Here is a 17,201-nt window from a genome sequence, read left to right as displayed (position 1 = left end):
CGCTATGGCCGACACCTCCGCCACCCGGGCCCCGTCGTACGAGGCCACGGAACGCACCGTCCCCACCCGGATACGGGAGCGTGCCGCGTACGACCGTGACACCGTCCACGCGATCCTCGACGAGGGCTACCTCTGCCACCTCGGGTTCATCCGCGACGGCGCGCCCGTCGTCCTGCCCACCCTCTACGGCCGGATCGGCGAGCGGCTCTACGTCCACGGCTCGACCGGATCGCGCCCCCTGCGCGGCGCGAAGGATCCGGGGCTGGCCGTCTGCCTGACCGTCACCCACCTCGACGCCCTGGTGCTGGCCCGCTCCGCCTTCCACCACTCGATGAACTACCGCTCGGTGGTGGTGCACGGGACCGCCCACCAGGTCACCGATCCGGCGGAGCGCGCCGAGGCGCTGGACGCGCTGGTCAACCAGGTCGTGGCAGGCCGCGCTGACGACTCGCGCCGCGCCAACGCCAAGGAGCTGGCCGCGACGACCGTCATCCGGCTCGACCTCCTGGAAGTGTCCGCGAAGGTCCGCACCGGCGGCCCGAAAGACGAGCCGGAGGACGCCGGCCTGCCGTACTGGACCGGCATCGTGCCGGTCAGCAAGACGTACGGCGCCCCCGTTCCGGCCGACGACCTCGACCCGGCCGTCGCACTGCCCGCCTATCTCGTCTGAGGGACCGACATGCTGATCCACCCCTGGGACGCACCGCAGGACGACGCCGAGTGGCAGAGCTGGCTCGCCGCCCACGACTTCGGGCAGCTGGCCGTCAACGGCCTGCCCGGCGAAGCCCCGTTCGTCCAGCCGCTGCACTTCGCCTACGACGCGGAGCACAACGAGGCGTTCACCCATCTCGCCCGCCCCAACCCGCTGTGGCCCGCCCTCGAAGCGAACCCGCGGGTGACGCTCAGCGTCGTGGACGACTACACGTTCATCCCCGGCCCGTGGCACGCCCCCGAGGGCGTACCCGCCGAGCACGGCACCCCGACCAGCTTCTACGCCGCCGTCCAGCTGGTGTGCACGGCGCACGTCATCGACGACGAGGCGCAGAAGGCCGCCGTGCTGCACCGCCAGCTCGCGCACTTCCAGCCGGCCGGCGACTACGCGCTCGTCGCCCCCGGGCAGGCACCGTTCGGCCGGATGCTGCCCGGGATCCGCGGCATCCGGCTGGAGGTGACCGAGGTCCGCGCGAAGTTCAAGTACGGCGGCAACAAGCCCCGGCAGATGCAGCGGCGGGACGCGGAGCGCCTCGCGGAGCGGGCCGCCCCGCACGACGCGGAAGCCCGCGCCCACCAGCTGCGCCGGCTGGCGGCCTCAGACCCGGAGAGGCTTTAGGTCACCGGCCGGACCGCGCCCTCAGCCGTTCATCCTGTGCCGGCCGCCGCACGGCGGCCGGCCGAGGCCAGCCGGGCCTCTTCGAGGCCCAGCGCCGTCACCGCGCCCAGCAGGATCACGGTGCCCAGCACGGTCGCGCCGGTCAGCCGTTCGCCGAGGACGACGACGGCGATGGCCGCCGCGGAGACCGGTTCGATCAGCGCGATGACGGAGACCGTCGCCGCGCGGACCACCGCGGCGCCCGCGAAATACAGCCCGTAGGCGAGCGCCGTCGGCACGGAGGCCAGGTAGACCAGCAGCCACAGGGTGTGGCCGAGGTCCGCGCCGCGCGGCCACACCCCTTCCGCCAGAGCGAGTGGCAGCAGCGTCGCGGCGCAGACCGCGAAGGACCACAGCGAGGTCGCGAACGGGTCCCCGGCCTCACCGCCGCGGCCCATCCAGCGGGTCAGCAACGTGATGCAGGCGTAGCCGGACGCGGACAGCAGCGCGAGCCCGACCCCGGCCGGGGCCACGGATCCGCCGCCGTTGCCCAGGACGAGTACGGCGAGTCCCGCCAGAGCGCCGGAGACCGCCACGGCGCCGCCGCGGCCCAGCCGTTCGCCCATGGTGAGGCGGGCGACGACGGCGATGAGGACCGGGCCCGCGCCCAGGGTGACGACGGTGGCGACGGCCAGTCCAGTCGACTGGACGGCGCCGAAGTAGGCGGCCTGGAAGACCGTCAGGCCGAGTCCGGTGGCCAGAATGCGCAGCACCGCGCGGCGCCGGGGCTCCTTCCGCACCGAGGTACGGACGGCGCCGTGGCGGCGGACCAGCCGGACGAGCAGCAGCAGCGCGAAGCCGCCGGCGGTGCGCCAGAAGGTCAGAGCGATGGGGCCGAGGCCGCTGCTCGCCAGAAGCAGCGCGGCGGCGGCGCCCGCGGTGCCCCAGGCGGTGGCGGCGAAGGTGACGTAGAGCAGGCCGCGTCCGACGGACGGGGCAAGGGTGTGGCCATGGATCGACGGCACGAGTGTTCTCCCGCGGAGGACTTGAAATGGTCGCGTGGTCCCGTGTGCGGGCAGCCGCGACCTGCTCGGGTACGTGCCCGAGCCGGGTCTTCCGTGGCTTGGCGGCCCGCCTAGGCGGCGGGCGGCGGCAGAACGGTGAGGTGCATGATCGTCACCTTACGAGGAGCGGACCGGCCCCTACAAGGCGGTTCCGAGGCGCGAGATCCGGGTGCGGGATGCGGAGCGAGAGCCGGGCACCGAATTCGGGACGAGAGCCGGGCACCGGATCCGGGCCGCCCCCGAGCTCACCGTGCCGTCCTCAGACCAGGTCGGGCTGCGGCAGCGGCTCGGCCACCGGTTTGCTCCGGCCGCTCTGAGTGGTGGTCTGGGCGACGAACGCGCCCGCCAGCACCAGCGTTCCGCCGATGATCTGCGGTACCCCCAGGTGCTCGCCGAGCAGGATCCAGGCGAACACGGTCCCCACCACCGCTTCCAGGCACGCGACCACCCCGGCCACCTGCGGGGTCAGCTTGCGCACGGCCAGCACCCCGGTCAGATAGGCGACAACGGTCGCCACCAGGACGATCCAGCCGACGAGCAGTACCGCGGGCACCTGCTTGTCGCCGAGCGCGGCCTGCCGCCCGAGCACCGCCCAGTCCATCCCCCACGGTCGGGCCACGGCGGTCATCACCGCGGCGCCGATCAGCAGACCGAAGGCGATGACGGCGATCGGGTCGGGGGCGTCCTCGCCCTCCGTTCCGTGGTCGGCCAGTACGAAGTAGCTGACCTGGCAGCAGGCCGCGCCGAAGGCGAGCAGCAGGCCGAAGGCGTCGAAGGCGAGCCCCGACCAGACCTCGACCACCGAGGCCATGCCGCCGACCGCCAACACCACCCCGATCGCCGCCGCCCGGCTCACCGGGCGGCGCTGCACGAAGCGCACCCAGCCCAGCAGCAGGGCCGGGCCGAGGAACTCGACGAGGATCGCGACACCCACCGGGATCCGGGATATCGCCGCGAAGTAGAACGTCTGCACACCCGCGATGGCGAGGAGGCCGAAGCCCGCCAGGAGTCCGGGGCGCTGCCGCAGCAGGGCGCGGTGGCGCAGCGCGACCGGCAGCATGATGATCGCCGCTCCCGCGACTCGCAGCCACACCACATCCAGCGGGTCGAGTCCCGCCTCGATCAGCGGCTTCGCCGCTACTCCTGAACCACCGAACGCGAACGCTGAGGCCAGGGCGAGCCCCAGCCCCGCGTTTCTCCCCTGAGACGCATGCATCGGGCCATGATGTCAGCTCGCGACAGGTCCTTCGTCCAGGTAGCGGCTGACATCCAGACCGGCGGTACGCAGTACCTCGACGGCGCGGCTGTGCCGGTCGGCGGTCAGTGCGTTGAGCAGATCGATCCCGTCGGCCTGGGTGCGGCCCCCGCGCTGGGCCGAGCGCACCGCTGTGCGCATCGCGGCGGCGGCCGACGGGCTCCAGCCCGGGGTGCTCCGCGCGGTGACCACCGGCAGCGCCCCGGAGTCCTCCACCGACCCCTGCCACTCCATGCCGTAGCCGATGCTGCGCTGCGCCAGGTAGCCGAGCACGCGCACCACTTGCCCGCTGCCCGCGTCGCAGGCGGCCCGCGCCCGTGGGTCGGTCTCCAGCAGGGAGTGCAGCAGGTGGGCGGTGTCGATCTGCCGGTCCCCGTCCCGCCCCGCGCGCCGCCGGGCGCCGGCCGCCACCGTGCGCAGCTCCACGGTGAGCCGCGCGTCGTTGTCGGGGTGAGTCAGGTCCAGGGGGCGGGTTTCGCTGTGCACATACCCCACCTCATCAGGGCGGAGTGTCCGGAACATCCCCGCCAGGGGCCATGTGCGCGTCCGCCCGAAGGCGGGGGCGTCCGGCCGCTCTCATCCCTGAGGATGACTCACGGCCGGACGACTCGCGGCCCGGTGACTCACGGCCGGCGGCTCACGGCCGGACGGCAGGACCGCTCAAGGCCACAGCAGTCCCCGCCTCCAGTCGTCGCCCTGCCGGACGTAGTGCAGCCGCACGTGGAAGCCGCCCGGGTCCCCCTGGAAGAACTCCATCTCCTCGGCCCGGAGCCGGTAGACGGTGTGGCCCTCCGGAACGGCCTGCGGGTCGGCCGCGACCACGTCCGCGGCCCGCCGCCGCTCCGCGTCGTACGCGTCGGCCCCGGTGAGCGGGGCGCTCATCCGGCCGGTGAAACCCGCGATGCGGGAAGCTTCGCGGCGGCCCAGGAAATCGTCGCGCGCGGTTCCCTCGTCCAGTGCCTCGACCCCGCCGACGACCCGGATCTGACGGCCGTGCAGCGGCCAGTACCAGCTCAGCGCGGCGTGCGGGTTCGCCGACAGGTCGTGCCCCTTGCGGCTGCCCGCGTCGGACGCGAACACGAACGCGCACCCGTCGGTGTCGAGGCCGCGCAGCATGAGCACCCGCGCCGAGGGACGCCCGTCGCGGTCCGCGGTGCTGAGCGTCATGACGTGCGGTTCCGGTACGCCGTCGTCCAGCGCGTCGTCCAGCCAGCGGGCGAACTGGCGCCCGGGTGAGGGGTCCGCGCCGTCCGGGTCGAACCGCGGCAGGGGTCCGGCCAGCACCGGCACGGCGCGCAGCCGGGCCGGCAGTTCCTCGTCCATATGTCCTCCTGTTGAGCGCGCAACCACTGTGGCCCCGATCCTCGTCCCTCACAGGCACGAGTACCCGCCTGCCCCGCCCGGGGAAGGAGACCGATGGTCAGACCGCTGCTCTTCCTCGACATCGACGGCGTCCTCAATCCGGTGCTGCCATCGGCGGAATTCACCGCGTACGACATCCTGGACCACACCGTGCTGCTCTCGGCCGAACACGGCGCGTGGCTGCGCGAACTGTCCGCGGTCTACGAGCTCACCTGGGCCAGTACCTGGGAGCACGAGGCCAACCGGTACATAGCCCCGCGGCTGGGCCTGCCGGAACTGCCGGTGGTGGAGTTCGGCCGCTACCGCCCGCGTCCCGGCGATCCGCGGCTGCCGCGCGCGGACCTGTTCACCGGCCGGAAGTGGGCGCCGATCCTGCGCCACGCCGGTGGCCGGCCGTTCGCCTGGATCGACGACATCATCCCGCGCCGGCTCGCCCGGCAGGCGCGGTTCCGCCCGGACCGGGTGCTGCTGCGGATCAATCCCGCGCACGGCCTGAACCGGGGTCAGGTGGACCGGTTGCTGAACCGCGGGCCGCTGCCGACGCGCAGCGTACGGCTGGCCCGCCGAGAACCTCTGACGGTTCGTCAGTTCTGATGCTTCATCAGTATTGAATGTTCGGGCGGCTGCGACTACGTTCCGCGACACCGTCGCTGCGCGCGAGCCGCAGCGCCTTCGCACAAGGAGTGATCGCATGGCCGAAGTCTCCGCACAGGCGCGCATCGCGGCCCCGGCCGAGAAGGTCTGGAGGCAGCTGACCGACTTCGCGTCGTACGGCCAGTGGAGCGCCACCCACACGAACTTCCCGAAGGGGGGCCCGTCGCCGCTGGCGGCCGGTGCCACCTATCAGGAGAACATGAAGATGATGGGGTTCCCGGCCGAGGTCACCTGGACCGTGGAGGCCCTGGAGGTCGAGCGGGTGCTGGGCATCGCGGGCAAGGGCCCGATGGGTGTCAACCTCAGCATGCGCTACACCCTGACCCCCGACGGAGACGGCACCGAGCTGCGGATCGACAGCAGCTTCGCCGGCGCCGCCGTCGCGATGATGGCGGGCAAGCTCAAGGACTCGGCGACCGCCGCCCTCAACGAATCGCTGCGCAAGCTGGCCGGGCTCGTCGAGTAGCCGTAGGGCCTGAGCGCACGGCCGCTGCGAGCGCGGACGGACGGGTGCGGGACGACGGCAGGGACCGTCGCACCGCACCCGCCGCCCCGCACCGGACGGCTCAGCGCACTGTCACCGCCGCGCTCTTGTCGCCCGCCGAGAAGGTGTACGCGCCGCGCTCGACCCTCTGCGCGCCCGCGCCGTCCAGGTCGCCCGGCGTCACCGCGAGGGTGCCCGGCAGCACCTGCAGCCGCACCGTCCGGGTCTCCCCCGCCGCCAGGTGCACCTTGGTGAAGGCGACCAGCCGGGTCGCCGGCGCCAGGACGTCACTGGTCGGACGTGCCACGTACACCGGCACCACCAGGTCGCCGGCCTTGCCACCGGTGTTGGAGACGGTCACCTTGACCCCGACCGGGTCACCGGCCCGTACCACCGTCCGGTCGGCCGTGATCGCGCCGAAGCTGTAGGAGGTGTACGAGAGCCCGGCGCCGAACGGGTAGGCGGCGTCGTACGAGGACTCCGGCCCGCCGTTGGTGCCCGGCAACTGCTGGTAGTACAGCGGCTCGTTGCCGATGTGCTTCGGCCAGGAGACCGGCAGCCGGCCGCTGGGGTTGGCCGCGCCGAACAGCACGTCGGCCACACCGTGCCCGCCCTCGCTGCCCGGCAGCCAGGACATCAGCAGTCCCTGGGTGCCGTCCGCGTCGCCGAGCACGAGCGGCCGGCCCGCGATGACGACGGTGACGACCGGCTTGCCGGACGCCTTCAGCGCCTTGACCAACGCCTGCTGGTCCGCCGACAGTTCGGGCCGCGGGCTGTCCGCGGCGCCTTCCGCCGCGGCCTTCTCACCGACGACCACGACGGTCAGATCGGCGTCCTCGGCCTGCGCCACCGCGTCGTCGGCGCTGGTGGCCCGCACCACCTCGGTGCCCGCGGGCGCCGCCTCCTTGATCCCTGCCAGTACGGTGGTGCCCGGAAGTGTCACGCCCTCGGGGACGCCCTGCCAACCGATGGTCCAGCCGCCCGCCTGGTCGTTGATGTCATCGGCGTAGGAACCCGCGACGACGATCTTCTTGGCCGCAGGCGAGATCGGCAGCACCCCGCCGTCGTTGCGCAGCAGCACCTGCGACTCGGCGGCCGCCTTGCGCGCCAGGTCCTTGTCCGCGCCCAGAACCGCGGCGTCGGCCTTGGCCGCGTCCACGTAGGGGTGCTCGAACAGGCCGAGCTCGAACTTCATCCGCAGGATCCGGCCGGCCGACTCGTCGATGCGCTTGACCGACACCAGACCGCGGTCGACAGCGGTCTTCAGGCCGGTGCTCCACTCCTTGGCGAAGTACGGCTCCATGGCCATGTCCAGGCCCGCGTTGACGGCCAGGGCGATCGCCTCGGGGTAGTCGGCGGCGAGCTCGTACTTCGTCTGCAGTGCCCGGACGTCCTCCCAGTCGCTGACCGTGACGCCCTTGAAGCCCCACTGGTCGCGCAGCACCTTGGTGAGCAGGTACTTCGACGAGGTCGCCGGAACGCCGTTGATGGCACCGGAGTTGACCATCACCGTTTTCGCCCCGGCCTGCACGGCCTGCTTGTACGACGGCAGCAGGGTGTCCTGCAGGTAGCGCATGGAGACGTCGGCGGGCACCCGGTCATGACCGTTGGCCGGCTCGGAGTAGCCGCCGAAGTGCTTCACGGTGGCGACGACGTGCTTGGCGCCGTTCGCCGAGTCGATGCCGGTGACGCTCGCCGCGGCCAGCGTCCCGGCCAGCAGCGGGTCCTCACCGAAGGTCTCGTAGTAGCGGCCCCAGCGCTGGTCGCGGGCGAGGTCCGCGACGGGCGCGAAGTTCCAGTCGATGCCGGTCGCGGCGACCGAGCGCGCGGTGGAGGCCCCCGCCGCCTGCACGGTGGCCGGGTCCCAGGTGGCGCCCATGCCGATCTGGTGCGGGAAGACGGTGGCGCCGAGCACGTTGTTGTGGCCGTGCACGGCGTCCACCCCGTAGAGCACCGGGATGTGCAGCCGCGAGTGGTCGACGGCGTACTTCTGCACGGTGTTGACCATCTTCGCCCACTCGGCGGGCGTATTCACCGCGGGCCCCATGCCGCCGCCGGAGAGTATCGAGCCGGCCGCGTAGTCGCCCAGCACCGACTTCATGCAGGTCTCGTTGAGGGCGCCGCCGCTCCATTCGCAGTCGCCCTGGACCCGGGCGACGGCGATCTGGTCCATCTGGCCGATCTTCTCCTCCAGCGTCATCCGCTTCAGGAGGTCCTTGACGCGCAGATCGATCGGCGCCCTGGCGTCGGTGTAGTGGGCCGAGCTCCCCGCGGTGGCCGGTACCGCGCCGACCGCGGCGACACAGGCCGCGGCGGTGGCCAGGGTGACAAGTGCTCTGAAGCGGCTTCTGGGGGACTTCATTGGCATCGCGCGTGGCATCGCAGCATCCCGTTCCTGTCGGGCCCCGGTGGCGGAGCCGCGTTACGTAAACGTTTCCGGTGCGCCGGAAGTCTGTCTTCGCCATGACACATCGTCAAGACTGTGTGCAGCACACACCCTCGCCACTCCAGGAACAGGTGCAATCGCCGTGAACATCCGCGAACTGGCTCTCCGCAGCGGTGTTTCGACCGCAACGGTCTCCCGCGCGCTCAACGACCGGGCCGAGGTGAGCGAGGCGACCCGCGACCGGATCCGGCGGCTGGCCAGCGAACTCGGGTACGCCCCGAACGAACCCGCCCGCACGCTGGTGCGCCGCCGGTCCGACACCATCGGCCTGGTCTGGGACACCGGCTACGAGACGCTCGGCTTCCAGCACCCGTTCTTGCAGGGGCTGTTGAGCGCGGTGCGCAACGCGCTGTCCGAGGCCGACTACCACCTGATGCTGCTGACCACCTCGGGACCCGACGACGAGGACACCACGTATCTGCAGGCGGTGCGGCGCCACAATCTCGAAGGTGTCGTCGTGCTCGGCACCCCCGCCGACAACCGCGCCCTGCGGGCCCTGGCCGCCTCCGATGTCCCTTGTTCCGGGATAGACGTCGCGCTCAGCGGCCCCCGTACCGTCCGGGTCACCTCCGACAACGCCGCCGGCGCGGCCGCCGCCGTGGAGCACCTGTACGCGCAGGGGCACCGCCGGATAGCCACCGTGACCGGCCCGTTGAACCTGCCGCCGGCCGCCGAACGGCTGGCCGGATTCCAGCAGGCGTGCGCCCGGCTCAAAGTGGCCGTGCCCCCGGAGTACGTGGTCACCGGGGACTTCTTCCTGAACAGCGGCCAGGACGCGGTGCGTACCCTGCTCGCCGCGCCGCAGCCGCCCACCGCGGTCTTCGCGGCCGGTGACCAGATGGCGATCGGCGCGCTGCACGCGGCCGCCGACGCGGGGCTGTCGGTACCCGGCGATCTCGCGATCGTCGGCTTCGACGACATCGACGCGGCCTCGCTGGTCCGCCCGGCCCTGACGACCGTCGCCCAGGACCAGCGCGCGCTGGGCTCGGCGGCCGTCAAGGCGCTGCGCGGACTGCTCGACGCCGATCCGGCGGAGCCCGCCGAGCCCTGGATCGTGCCGACCCGGCTCGTCGTACGCGCGTCGAGCCGGCCCGGGGCATAGGTGCCTCGGACCGGCTCGACGGAGAGCCTCCGGCCTCAGTCCTCTTCGGCGAGGATGAGGTAAAGCTTCTTACGGGCGTCGTTCACCACGACCAGCGCCTTCTCGCGCTGGGCGGGCGTCCCGGTCGACCAGACCTGCTTGAAGGCCTCGACGAGCCCGCCGCCGGCCTTCCGGATCTCGTTCATGGCATCCCAGTCGACGCCCCGGCCGGCCTCTTCCCAGGGGGCCTCGGGCCCCGCTTCGGATTCGGTCCGGCCGGCATCGGTGAGCGTGAACAGCTTCTTGCCGCCCTCGCTCGCGCTGGTGATCAGGCCCTCGTCCTCCAGCAACTGCAGCGTCGGGTAGACCGAGCCGGGGCTCGGCTTCCACGCGCCGCCACTGCGCTCGGCGATCTCCTGAATCATTTCGTAGCCGTGCATCGGTCGGTCCTTGAGCAGCGCCAGGATCGACGCGCGGACGTCGCCGCGCCTCGCCCGGCCCCTGGGCCCGCCCCGACCGCGCCCGCCGGGGCCGCCGAAGGGGCCACCCCCGAAGGGCGGTCCGAACGGTCCGAAGGCCGCACGTCGCTGCTCTCCTCGTTCTCCCCTGCCGTGGTGGCCGGGTCCGCGGTGTTCGTGTTCATGCCCTTGGGAACGCATGGTTACGCTCCTTCCATCGTTGATCGGTCGCGATGCTTCAACGATATATCGGAAGCGTTCATTCGGCAACCCTCTTCCGGGCCACCTCCCCCCGATTGGCTCTGGCCTGCGGCTTTGCCGCTGCCTACCGTCGACACATGCGGATTCGAATCGTCGACGCCTTCACCGACCGGCCCTTCGCCGGCAATCCGGCCGGGGTCCTGCTCCTGGACGCGGGTACCTTCCCCGACGACCGCTGGATGCAGCGGGTCGCCTCCGAGGTCAACCTCTCCGAGACCGCCTTCGCACACCGCCTCCAAGACGGCACGGGTGATACGGACGGCGCTGACGCCGACTGGGCGCTGCGCTGGTTCACCCCCGCGACCGAGGTCGCCATGTGCGGGCACGCCACGCTCGCCACCGCGCATGTGCTGTTCTCCACGGGCGCCGCCACCTCGCAGGTGCGCTTCGCCACCCGCAGCGGAGTCCTGAGCGTCCGGCCCGCCGACGGCGGCTCGCTCACCATGGACTTCCCCACCGCCCCGCTGACCGCGGCCACGCCACCGCCCGCCGTGGCGCTCGCGCTCGGCGCGCAGCCGCTGGCCGGGTACGACACCGGCCCGGACGTCGGCGACCTGCTGGTCGAGCTGGCGGACGAGGCGACCGTACGCGCCCTCGCCCCGGACTTCGCCGCCCTGGCGGCGCTCGGCCCGCGCGGGGTCATCGCCACCGCCGCGGCCGAAGACCCCTCCCGAAGCTACGACTTCGTCTCGCGCGGGTTCTTCCCCGCCGTCGGCATCGACGAGGACCCGGTCACCGGCAGCGCCCACACCGCCCTGGCGCCGTTCTGGTCCGCCCGGCTCGGGCGCGCGGAACTGACCGGACTGCAGGTCTCCGCCCGCACCGGTTTCGTCCGTACCGAACTGCGCGGCGACCGCGTACTGCTCACCGGCACGGCCGTGACCGTCATCGACGGCGAGCTGCACGCGGCGCCGTAGCCGCCCGGGCCGGATCGGGGGGCGGCGACCGCGCGCGGGCTCAGCCCGTCGGCAGCCAGCCGACCTTGCCGGCCAGCAGCGCGTAGCCGACGAAGGCCACCGTGTCTATCAGGGCGTGTGCGGCGACCAGCGGGCCGACCCGTCCCCATCTGCGGTAGAGCAGGACGAACACCACCCCCATCACCATGTTCCCGATCATCCCGCCGACGCCCTGGTACAGGTGGTACGAGCCGCGCAGCACCGCGCTCGCCGCCAGGGCGGCGGCCGGTGTCCAGCCCAACTGCCCGAGCCTGCGCAGCAGATAGCCGACGACGATCACTTCCTCCAGCACCGCGTTCTGCACGGCCGAGGCGATCAGGACCGGGATCTTCCACCACACGTCCGGCAGCGACTCCGGCACCACGGTGAGGTTGAACCCGGCCGCGCGGACGCCGAGGTAGAACAGCAGCCCGGTACCGCCGATCGCCGCCGCGACGAGCGTGCCGCGGCCGAGATCGCGGCGGGGCTGCGTCAGGTCGAAGCCGATGGAACCTATGCCGACCCGTTCACGGGCCAACAGGTGCGCGACCAGGGCGACCGGGACCAGGGCGGTGGCGATCCCGAACAGCTGCCACGCCAGATCGAGCCACGGCCGGCCCGGCGCCTGGGAGCCGACCAGGGTGGCCGCCTGGTCCTTGAGCGCTCCGGGCTTGGTCAGCGACCCGACGAAGCTGATGAGCGCGCCGACGGCGCTGGCGCCGAGCGACAGGGCCAGTACGAGCAGTGCCTCGCTCCGCAGAGTCCGCCGCGCGAGCCCGGCATCCGACCCGTATGACTCTGTGTGCACCCGAACCTCCATTTACGTCATCCCGCCTCGGTGCCGTTCCCGCTTGGCTAGGGTCTCGAAAAAAGATACGAAGATCGCGCGCGACAGGCCGGAGCCCCCCTCAGGAGAGACGCAACAGCCATGGGACGTCACCGCATTCCAGTTGATCCCCGGGAGGCCGGCGGAGCGCCGCGCCCACGGGTACGCCGCCGCACCATAGCGGTCACCACCACGTTCGTCCTGGCGATGGGTGCCGGTACCTTCGTCGTGCTGCGCGGCGGTCTGCTGCCGGTGAGCGGGCAGTGCGCGGAGGGCGTGGTCAAGATCTCTGTCGCCGCCTCACCCGACATCGCGCCCGCTCTCACCACCATCGCCCGACAGGCCAGGGCCACCGGTGTGAAGACCGACGGGCGCTGCCTCGACGTCACCGTGATCGCGCGTGCCTCGGCCGATGTGGCGGACGCCCTCGGCAAAGCCCCGGCGCACGCCGGCTTCCAGGTCTGGATCCCGGACTCCAGCCTGTGGCTCGACCAGGTCAACGTCGGCGGCCGCGGCACCCCGTTGTCCTCGATGACCACCATCGCCCGCTCCCCCGTCGTCGTCGGCACGCTGCAGGCGCAGGCCAAGAGCCTGGGCTGGCCTTCCAAGGCGTACACCTGGGCCGATTTGACCACGGCCGCCGGTGAGAAGAGCAACTTCCGCCTCGGCAGCGCGGATCCCTCGCGCAGCGCGACCGGGCTGCTGGGGTTCACGATGATCACGTCGTCGATCGGCCGCAGGGGCGGTGACGTGGACACCGAGTCCGCCGCCGCGGCGAAGATGCTGGCGCAGTACACCGCCCCGGGCGACGCGCAGATCGTGGCCACCCTGCCCAACGACTCCAGCACGTCCGAACTGGAGAACCCGCACCGCAACCAGGCGCTGGTGATCTCGGAGCAGGCGGCGTTCGTCCGCAACACCGCGGGCGACGGCCGGCCCGCGCTGAAGCTGTTCTATCCCAAGGACGGCACCGTGGACCTGGACTACCCTTACGCGGCGCTGGACGACGGCTCGCTCTCCACCGACCAGTCCCGGGCCGTGTCGCGCTTCATGTCGCTGCTCGGCAGCGACGCCAGCGTGCGGCTGCTGTCCGCCCGCGGTTTCCGGCCGCCGACCGGCGCCCCCGACCCGGCGCTGGTACGCGGCGCGGGCGGCGCGGAGCCACAGCCGGTCGGCGCGGAGCCGCTACCCGCACCGACGGGACAGACCCTGCAGCAACTGCGCGTCATGTGGCAGATCACCGTGCAGAGCGCCCGGATCACCACGGTCGTCGACGTCTCCGGGTCGATGGCCGAGCCGGTGCCCGGCACCGACGGCAAGACCCGGCTGGACGTCACCAAGGCCTCGTTGCTGCAGGCGCTGACGCAGTTCACGCCCGAGGACGAAGTGGGCCTGTGGCGCTTCTCCACCCGGCTCGACGGCTCCCGCGACTACCAGAAGGTCGTCGAGACCGGCCGGCTGGGCGTACGCACCGCCCAGGGCACCACCCAACGGGACCGGCTGACCGGCGCGTTCGGCGCCCTGCAGCCCGTCGAAGGCGGTGCGACCGGCCTCTACGACACCACACTCGCGGTGTACCAGGACGCCAGGAAGTCGTTCGCCGCGGGCAAGTTCAACACGGTCGTCGTCCTCACCGACGGGGCGAACGAGGACCCGGGGAGCATCTCCCTCGACGCCCTGACCACCAAGCTGAAGGAGTTGGGCGACCCCGCCCGCCCCGTCCCGCTCATCGTCATCGCGGTCGGCCCCGACGCCGACAAGTCCGCGTGCGACCGCATGGCCAGAGCCACCGGCGGAGCGGCGTACCGGGTGACCGACCCCGGGCAGATCCAGGCGGTGCTGTTCAAGGCGGTGGTGGCGGCCGCGGCGAGCGCGGCGGCCGCCACGGCCTGACGTCCCCGGAGCCGGTGGGCCCGGCCGGATCCCCGGTCAGCTCACCGGCCAGGTGTGCACCGGCTCCCCGGAGTGCATCAGCTCGCAGTAGCGCAGCGTCATCGACGCGAGCGCGGCCCGCCGGTCGAGGCCGCGCTCCAGAGCGCGGTGGAAGACCGCCGACTGCCATTCGGCGCCGTTGGTGCGCAGCCGGCAGCGGGCCTCGATGATGCCGAGGTAGCGGTCGCGGTCGACGGGTTCGATGCCCCAGGCGTCGAGTCCGGCCGACGCCAGCGGCAGCAACTCCTCCAGCACCAGCTCCACGGCGGGCAGCTCCACCACCCCGCCGCCCCGCCCCGGCCGCGGCCAGTGCATGACGGCGCCGATGCCGTGCCGGCAGGCGGCGTCGAAGTTCGCCGCCGCGGCGGCGAACGGCAGCCGTTGCCAGACCTGGCGGGGCGCCTCGGCCAGCGCCCGCACCAGCCCGTAGTAGAAGGCCGTGTTGGCGATCACATCGGCGACGGTGGGGCCGGCGGGCATCACCCGGTTCTCCACCCGCAGGTGCGGGACGCCGTCCACCACCGCGTACACCGGGCGGTTCCAGCGGTAGACGGTGCCGTTGTGCAGCGTGAGCTCCTTGAGCCGCGGCACGGTCCCCGCGTCGAGCGCCCCCAGCGGGTCCTCGTCGTCGCAGATCGGCAGCAGCGGGGGGAAGTAGCGCAGGTTCTCCTCGAACAGGTCGTACGCCGAGTCGATCCAGCGCTCCCCGAACCACGTCAGCGGGCGCACGCCCTGCGCCCGCAGCTCCTGCGGGCGGGTGTCGGTGGCCTGCTGGAACAGCGGCGGCCGGGTCTCCCGCCACAGCTCCCGGCCGAACAGGAACGGCGAGTTGGCGCCCACCGCGACCTGCGGTCCGCTCAGCGCCTGGGCCGCGTTCCAGACCGCGGCGAACCGGGCGGGCGTCACCTGCAGATGCATCTGCATGGAGGTGCAGGCCGCTTCGGGGGCGATCGATCCCGAGGTGTAGAGCAGATGCTCCACCCCCGCGATGTCCAGGGTGATCTCCTCGCCGCGGGCGGCCAGTATCCGGTCGTTGAGCAGCATGTAACGGTCCGCCCGGGACAGGTTCGCCCCCACCAGATCCTGTGCGCCCAGCGTCGGCAGAATACCCACCATGACGATGTGCGCACCGACTTCGCGGGCCTTGCGGTCCGCGTATCCCAACCCGATGCGCAGCTCTTCCGCGAGCCGGTCGAGCACCCGTCCGGAAAGATGATGGGGAGCAATGTTCACTTCAATATTGAACTGCGCCAGTTCCGTCTGGAAATCGGTGCTGGCGATCCGCTCCAGCACCTCTTCATTCATCATCAGCGGCAACCCGGCCGAATCGGCGAGATTCAACTCGAGCTCAAGTCCCATCAGATTCCTGGGCCGATCGAACCTCTTCTCGTCCAGCAGTCGCTCCAGTCCCATGAGACACTGGCGAAGCTTCATCCGGTACCGCTGCCGGTCGGCCAGGTCGAACCCGACGGCTACGACCTTCTCCCCCATAGGAGCGTCCCTCCTCGAGTGGGCCGTGTGACGATGATGCCCAACCCATAAGATCGATAACGGCCCCGGCGGCGCCGAGCGGAAGCTAAGCTGCTGGATAGTCTCTCCGGCACATTCCCCCGGCATGGTCGGGTTAACCCGGCATGAGGGGTACCCCTCGTAAAAAGGACCGACGAGATCCAGCCGTCCGCAGCGGCAGGGAATGTGCAGTTCGGGGGAGCGTACTCCGGCGCAAATGCGGAGGAAATATCTGGCCAGGAAGGCCAATTACCTCCTTGCTCGCAATGCCCACGACAGCTAGCCGAAACACCGTGTGAACACAGGTCGTATAAACTTCGCGCACAAGGCAGAGACTCCGCGATCCGCCGGACGTAGCCTGCGCAGGAACCCCCTCACCGCACCGCTGACAGTGCCGTCCGCACCCGTCCAGCACCACCGTGTCTCCGACTGAGAGGCAACCCACCATGCCGCTGCATGTCCCCGCAGTACCAGCACCCGCCCTTCGGAGTGTCCTCGCCGCCCTGAGTTCGCCCACCGCCGTTCTGGAGGCGCGTACGCCGGCGCTGCGTTCGGCCGAGGGCCCGCTCATCCCCGAGCACCCGCTCCCCGTGCACGTCTTCGAGCCGGCCGCCTCGGGCCACGGTCTGCCGCATGCCCGGCTGACCGGGTGGCGATTCCACATCCGCGCCGGCGACCGCGTAGCGGCGGCGGGCGAGACCGTCCGCACCCCCGACGGATGGGTGTTCTCCCGCTTCTTCGAGGGCCCGTACCTGGCCTCCACCGAACGCGCCCTGCGGCAGGCGGAAGCCCTCTCGACCGCCTTCCAGCCGCATCTGCTCTCCGTGCCCGGGTTGTACATGCTGGCGCTCTGGTTGCACAGCGACATCTCGGCCGAAGCCGGCTCCGCCCAGCCCGCCCCGGCCGACCTGCTGGTGCCCCTCGCACCTGCGCCGCCGGGGATCGCCGCCCATCGGCTGCACCGGCTGACCGATCTGGTGCCGGTCCTCACGCTGCGGCTGGCGCCCGCGCCTGTGCTGGAGTCGGCTGTCTGACGCGCGGCCGGACGGCAGGCGCCCCCGTGACCCCCTGGGTCACGGGGGCGTTGTCATGTGCGTACCGTGACTGCTCGACCCGGATCGGTCATGTGTACCACCCGAAAAGGCACACGCTGTGAGGGCAACCGCCCGGTCGGGTGACGCGTCCTCACCTAGCAGGAACAGCTCACGCGAAATCCCTGCGGATTCCGCTCCGTGGGGCAACACTGGGACCGACCGAACGAACGGGGGCGGTTATGAACCAGGTATCAGGCCGATCCGACCGCACGACTCCTCCACCGCAGCGAAAGACACCTTCCATGTGCCAGCACCAGCCGCAGTGCCCCACCGCCGAGTGCTCCGACCGGGAGGCCGCCATCATCGTGGCCCACCACCCGGAGCAGGGCTGGAGCCTGCTGTGCAACGGCGTCCTGCTCTTCGAGGACACCGGCGAGCTGCTGCCCGACGGGCAGATCATCGCCCCGCACCGGCCGCTGGGTACCGAACAGATCGCCACGGCCGCCTGAAACCTCCGGACCCCGCCGACAACAGCGGGGCCCGGACAGTATCGGCGGACGTTGGGGGCACCCCCGGCCGGAGGTTGGGGGG

At 71.8% G+C, this 17,201-nt stretch carries 17 protein-coding genes; 9 read left to right on the top strand and 8 right to left on the bottom strand.

The window, feature by feature from the left end:
* Positions 1 to 4: 4 nt before the first annotated feature.
* Both AC07DC_RS37485 and AC07DC_RS37480 read left to right on the top strand, forming a co-directional pair.
* Positions 5 to 670 (top strand): pyridoxamine 5'-phosphate oxidase family protein, encoded by a 666-nt coding sequence (locus AC07DC_RS37485; RefSeq protein ID WP_478919187.1) that lies wholly within the window; start codon positions 5 to 7, stop codon positions 668 to 670.
* A 9-nt stretch (positions 671 to 679) separates the two neighbouring features.
* Positions 680 to 1,330, top strand: coding sequence for an FMN-binding negative transcriptional regulator (locus tag AC07DC_RS37480; protein WP_478919186.1), 651 nt, complete (start codon positions 680 to 682; stop codon positions 1,328 to 1,330).
* Between the two features lie 29 nt (positions 1,331 to 1,359).
* Here AC07DC_RS37480 and AC07DC_RS37475 read toward each other — a convergent pair whose 3' ends face one another.
* The 4 genes from AC07DC_RS37475 to AC07DC_RS37460 all read right to left on the bottom strand — a co-directional run bounded on the left by AC07DC_RS37475 (position 1,360) and on the right by AC07DC_RS37460 (position 4,951).
* Positions 1,360 to 2,334 (bottom strand): DMT family transporter, encoded by a 975-nt coding sequence (locus AC07DC_RS37475; RefSeq protein ID WP_478919184.1) that lies wholly within the window; start codon positions 2,332 to 2,334, stop codon positions 1,360 to 1,362.
* Positions 2,335 to 2,632: 298 nt separating this feature from the next.
* A complete protein-coding gene (locus AC07DC_RS37470) occupies positions 2,633 to 3,589 on the bottom strand; it encodes an EamA family transporter (RefSeq protein ID WP_478919182.1) in 957 nt (318 codons plus the stop codon).
* Between the two features lie 12 nt (positions 3,590 to 3,601).
* Positions 3,602 to 4,114, bottom strand: a complete 513-nt coding sequence (locus AC07DC_RS37465; protein WP_478919180.1) for a Clp protease N-terminal domain-containing protein — start codon at positions 4,112 to 4,114, stop codon at positions 3,602 to 3,604.
* A 174-nt stretch (positions 4,115 to 4,288) separates the two neighbouring features.
* Positions 4,289 to 4,951: a pyridoxine/pyridoxamine 5'-phosphate oxidase gene (locus AC07DC_RS37460; protein ID WP_478919179.1), complete on the bottom strand. Its 663-nt coding sequence runs from the start codon at positions 4,949 to 4,951 to the stop codon at positions 4,289 to 4,291.
* A 93-nt stretch (positions 4,952 to 5,044) separates the two neighbouring features.
* Between AC07DC_RS37460 and AC07DC_RS37455 the strand changes: the two genes are divergently transcribed.
* Positions 5,045 to 5,584 (top strand): HAD domain-containing protein, encoded by a 540-nt coding sequence (locus AC07DC_RS37455; protein ID WP_478919177.1) that lies wholly within the window; start codon positions 5,045 to 5,047, stop codon positions 5,582 to 5,584.
* A 97-nt stretch (positions 5,585 to 5,681) separates the two neighbouring features.
* Positions 5,682 to 6,110, top strand: coding sequence for a type II toxin-antitoxin system Rv0910 family toxin (locus AC07DC_RS37450; protein WP_478919175.1), 429 nt, complete (start codon positions 5,682 to 5,684; stop codon positions 6,108 to 6,110).
* A gap of 100 nt (positions 6,111 to 6,210) precedes the next feature.
* Here AC07DC_RS37450 and AC07DC_RS37445 read toward each other — a convergent pair whose 3' ends face one another.
* On the bottom strand, positions 6,211 to 8,490 hold the full coding sequence (locus AC07DC_RS37445; protein WP_478919173.1) for a glycoside hydrolase family 3 N-terminal domain-containing protein: 2,280 nt from the start codon (positions 8,488 to 8,490) through the stop codon (positions 6,211 to 6,213).
* Positions 8,491 to 8,656: 166 nt separating this feature from the next.
* Between AC07DC_RS37445 and AC07DC_RS37440 the strand changes: the two genes are divergently transcribed.
* Positions 8,657 to 9,676, top strand: a complete 1,020-nt coding sequence (locus AC07DC_RS37440; protein ID WP_478919172.1) for a LacI family DNA-binding transcriptional regulator — start codon at positions 8,657 to 8,659, stop codon at positions 9,674 to 9,676.
* Between the two features lie 35 nt (positions 9,677 to 9,711).
* Here AC07DC_RS37440 and AC07DC_RS37435 read toward each other — a convergent pair whose 3' ends face one another.
* On the bottom strand, positions 9,712 to 10,314 hold the full coding sequence (locus AC07DC_RS37435; protein ID WP_269275816.1) for a PadR family transcriptional regulator: 603 nt from the start codon (positions 10,312 to 10,314) through the stop codon (positions 9,712 to 9,714).
* A gap of 137 nt (positions 10,315 to 10,451) precedes the next feature.
* Between AC07DC_RS37435 and AC07DC_RS37430 the strand changes: the two genes are divergently transcribed.
* The gene (locus AC07DC_RS37430) at positions 10,452 to 11,291 is read left to right on the top strand and encodes a PhzF family phenazine biosynthesis protein (protein WP_478919170.1); all 840 of its coding nucleotides are present in this window, start codon (positions 10,452 to 10,454) and stop codon (positions 11,289 to 11,291) included.
* Between the two features lie 40 nt (positions 11,292 to 11,331).
* Here AC07DC_RS37430 and AC07DC_RS37425 read toward each other — a convergent pair whose 3' ends face one another.
* The gene (locus AC07DC_RS37425; RefSeq protein WP_478919168.1) at positions 11,332 to 12,117 is read right to left on the bottom strand and encodes a CPBP family intramembrane glutamic endopeptidase; all 786 of its coding nucleotides are present in this window, start codon (positions 12,115 to 12,117) and stop codon (positions 11,332 to 11,334) included.
* A 120-nt stretch (positions 12,118 to 12,237) separates the two neighbouring features.
* Between AC07DC_RS37425 and AC07DC_RS37420 the strand changes: the two genes are divergently transcribed.
* Positions 12,238 to 14,028 carry a substrate-binding domain-containing protein gene (locus tag AC07DC_RS37420; protein WP_478919166.1) on the top strand — a complete coding sequence of 597 codons (1,791 nt, stop codon included), beginning with the start codon at positions 12,238 to 12,240 and terminating at the stop codon, positions 14,026 to 14,028.
* A 36-nt stretch (positions 14,029 to 14,064) separates the two neighbouring features.
* Here the strand turns inward: AC07DC_RS37420 and AC07DC_RS37415 are convergent, their stop codons facing one another.
* A complete protein-coding gene (locus AC07DC_RS37415; protein WP_478919164.1) occupies positions 14,065 to 15,558 on the bottom strand; it encodes a glutamate-cysteine ligase family protein in 1,494 nt (497 codons plus the stop codon).
* Between the two features lie 464 nt (positions 15,559 to 16,022).
* Here AC07DC_RS37415 and AC07DC_RS37410 point away from each other — a divergent pair, with 464 nt between their 5' ends.
* The gene (locus tag AC07DC_RS37410; RefSeq protein ID WP_478919163.1) at positions 16,023 to 16,610 is read left to right on the top strand and encodes a hypothetical protein; all 588 of its coding nucleotides are present in this window, start codon (positions 16,023 to 16,025) and stop codon (positions 16,608 to 16,610) included.
* A gap of 302 nt (positions 16,611 to 16,912) precedes the next feature.
* On the top strand, positions 16,913 to 17,119 hold the full coding sequence (locus AC07DC_RS37405) for a DUF5999 family protein (protein ID WP_478919161.1): 207 nt from the start codon (positions 16,913 to 16,915) through the stop codon (positions 17,117 to 17,119).
* Positions 17,120 to 17,201 lie beyond the last annotated feature (82 nt).

The sequence above is a fragment of the Streptomyces sp. NPDC045021 genome (assembly GCF_056432645.1).
Note: the sequence above shows the minus strand (reverse complement) of the source record. Positions and strands in the feature narration are given on the sequence as shown.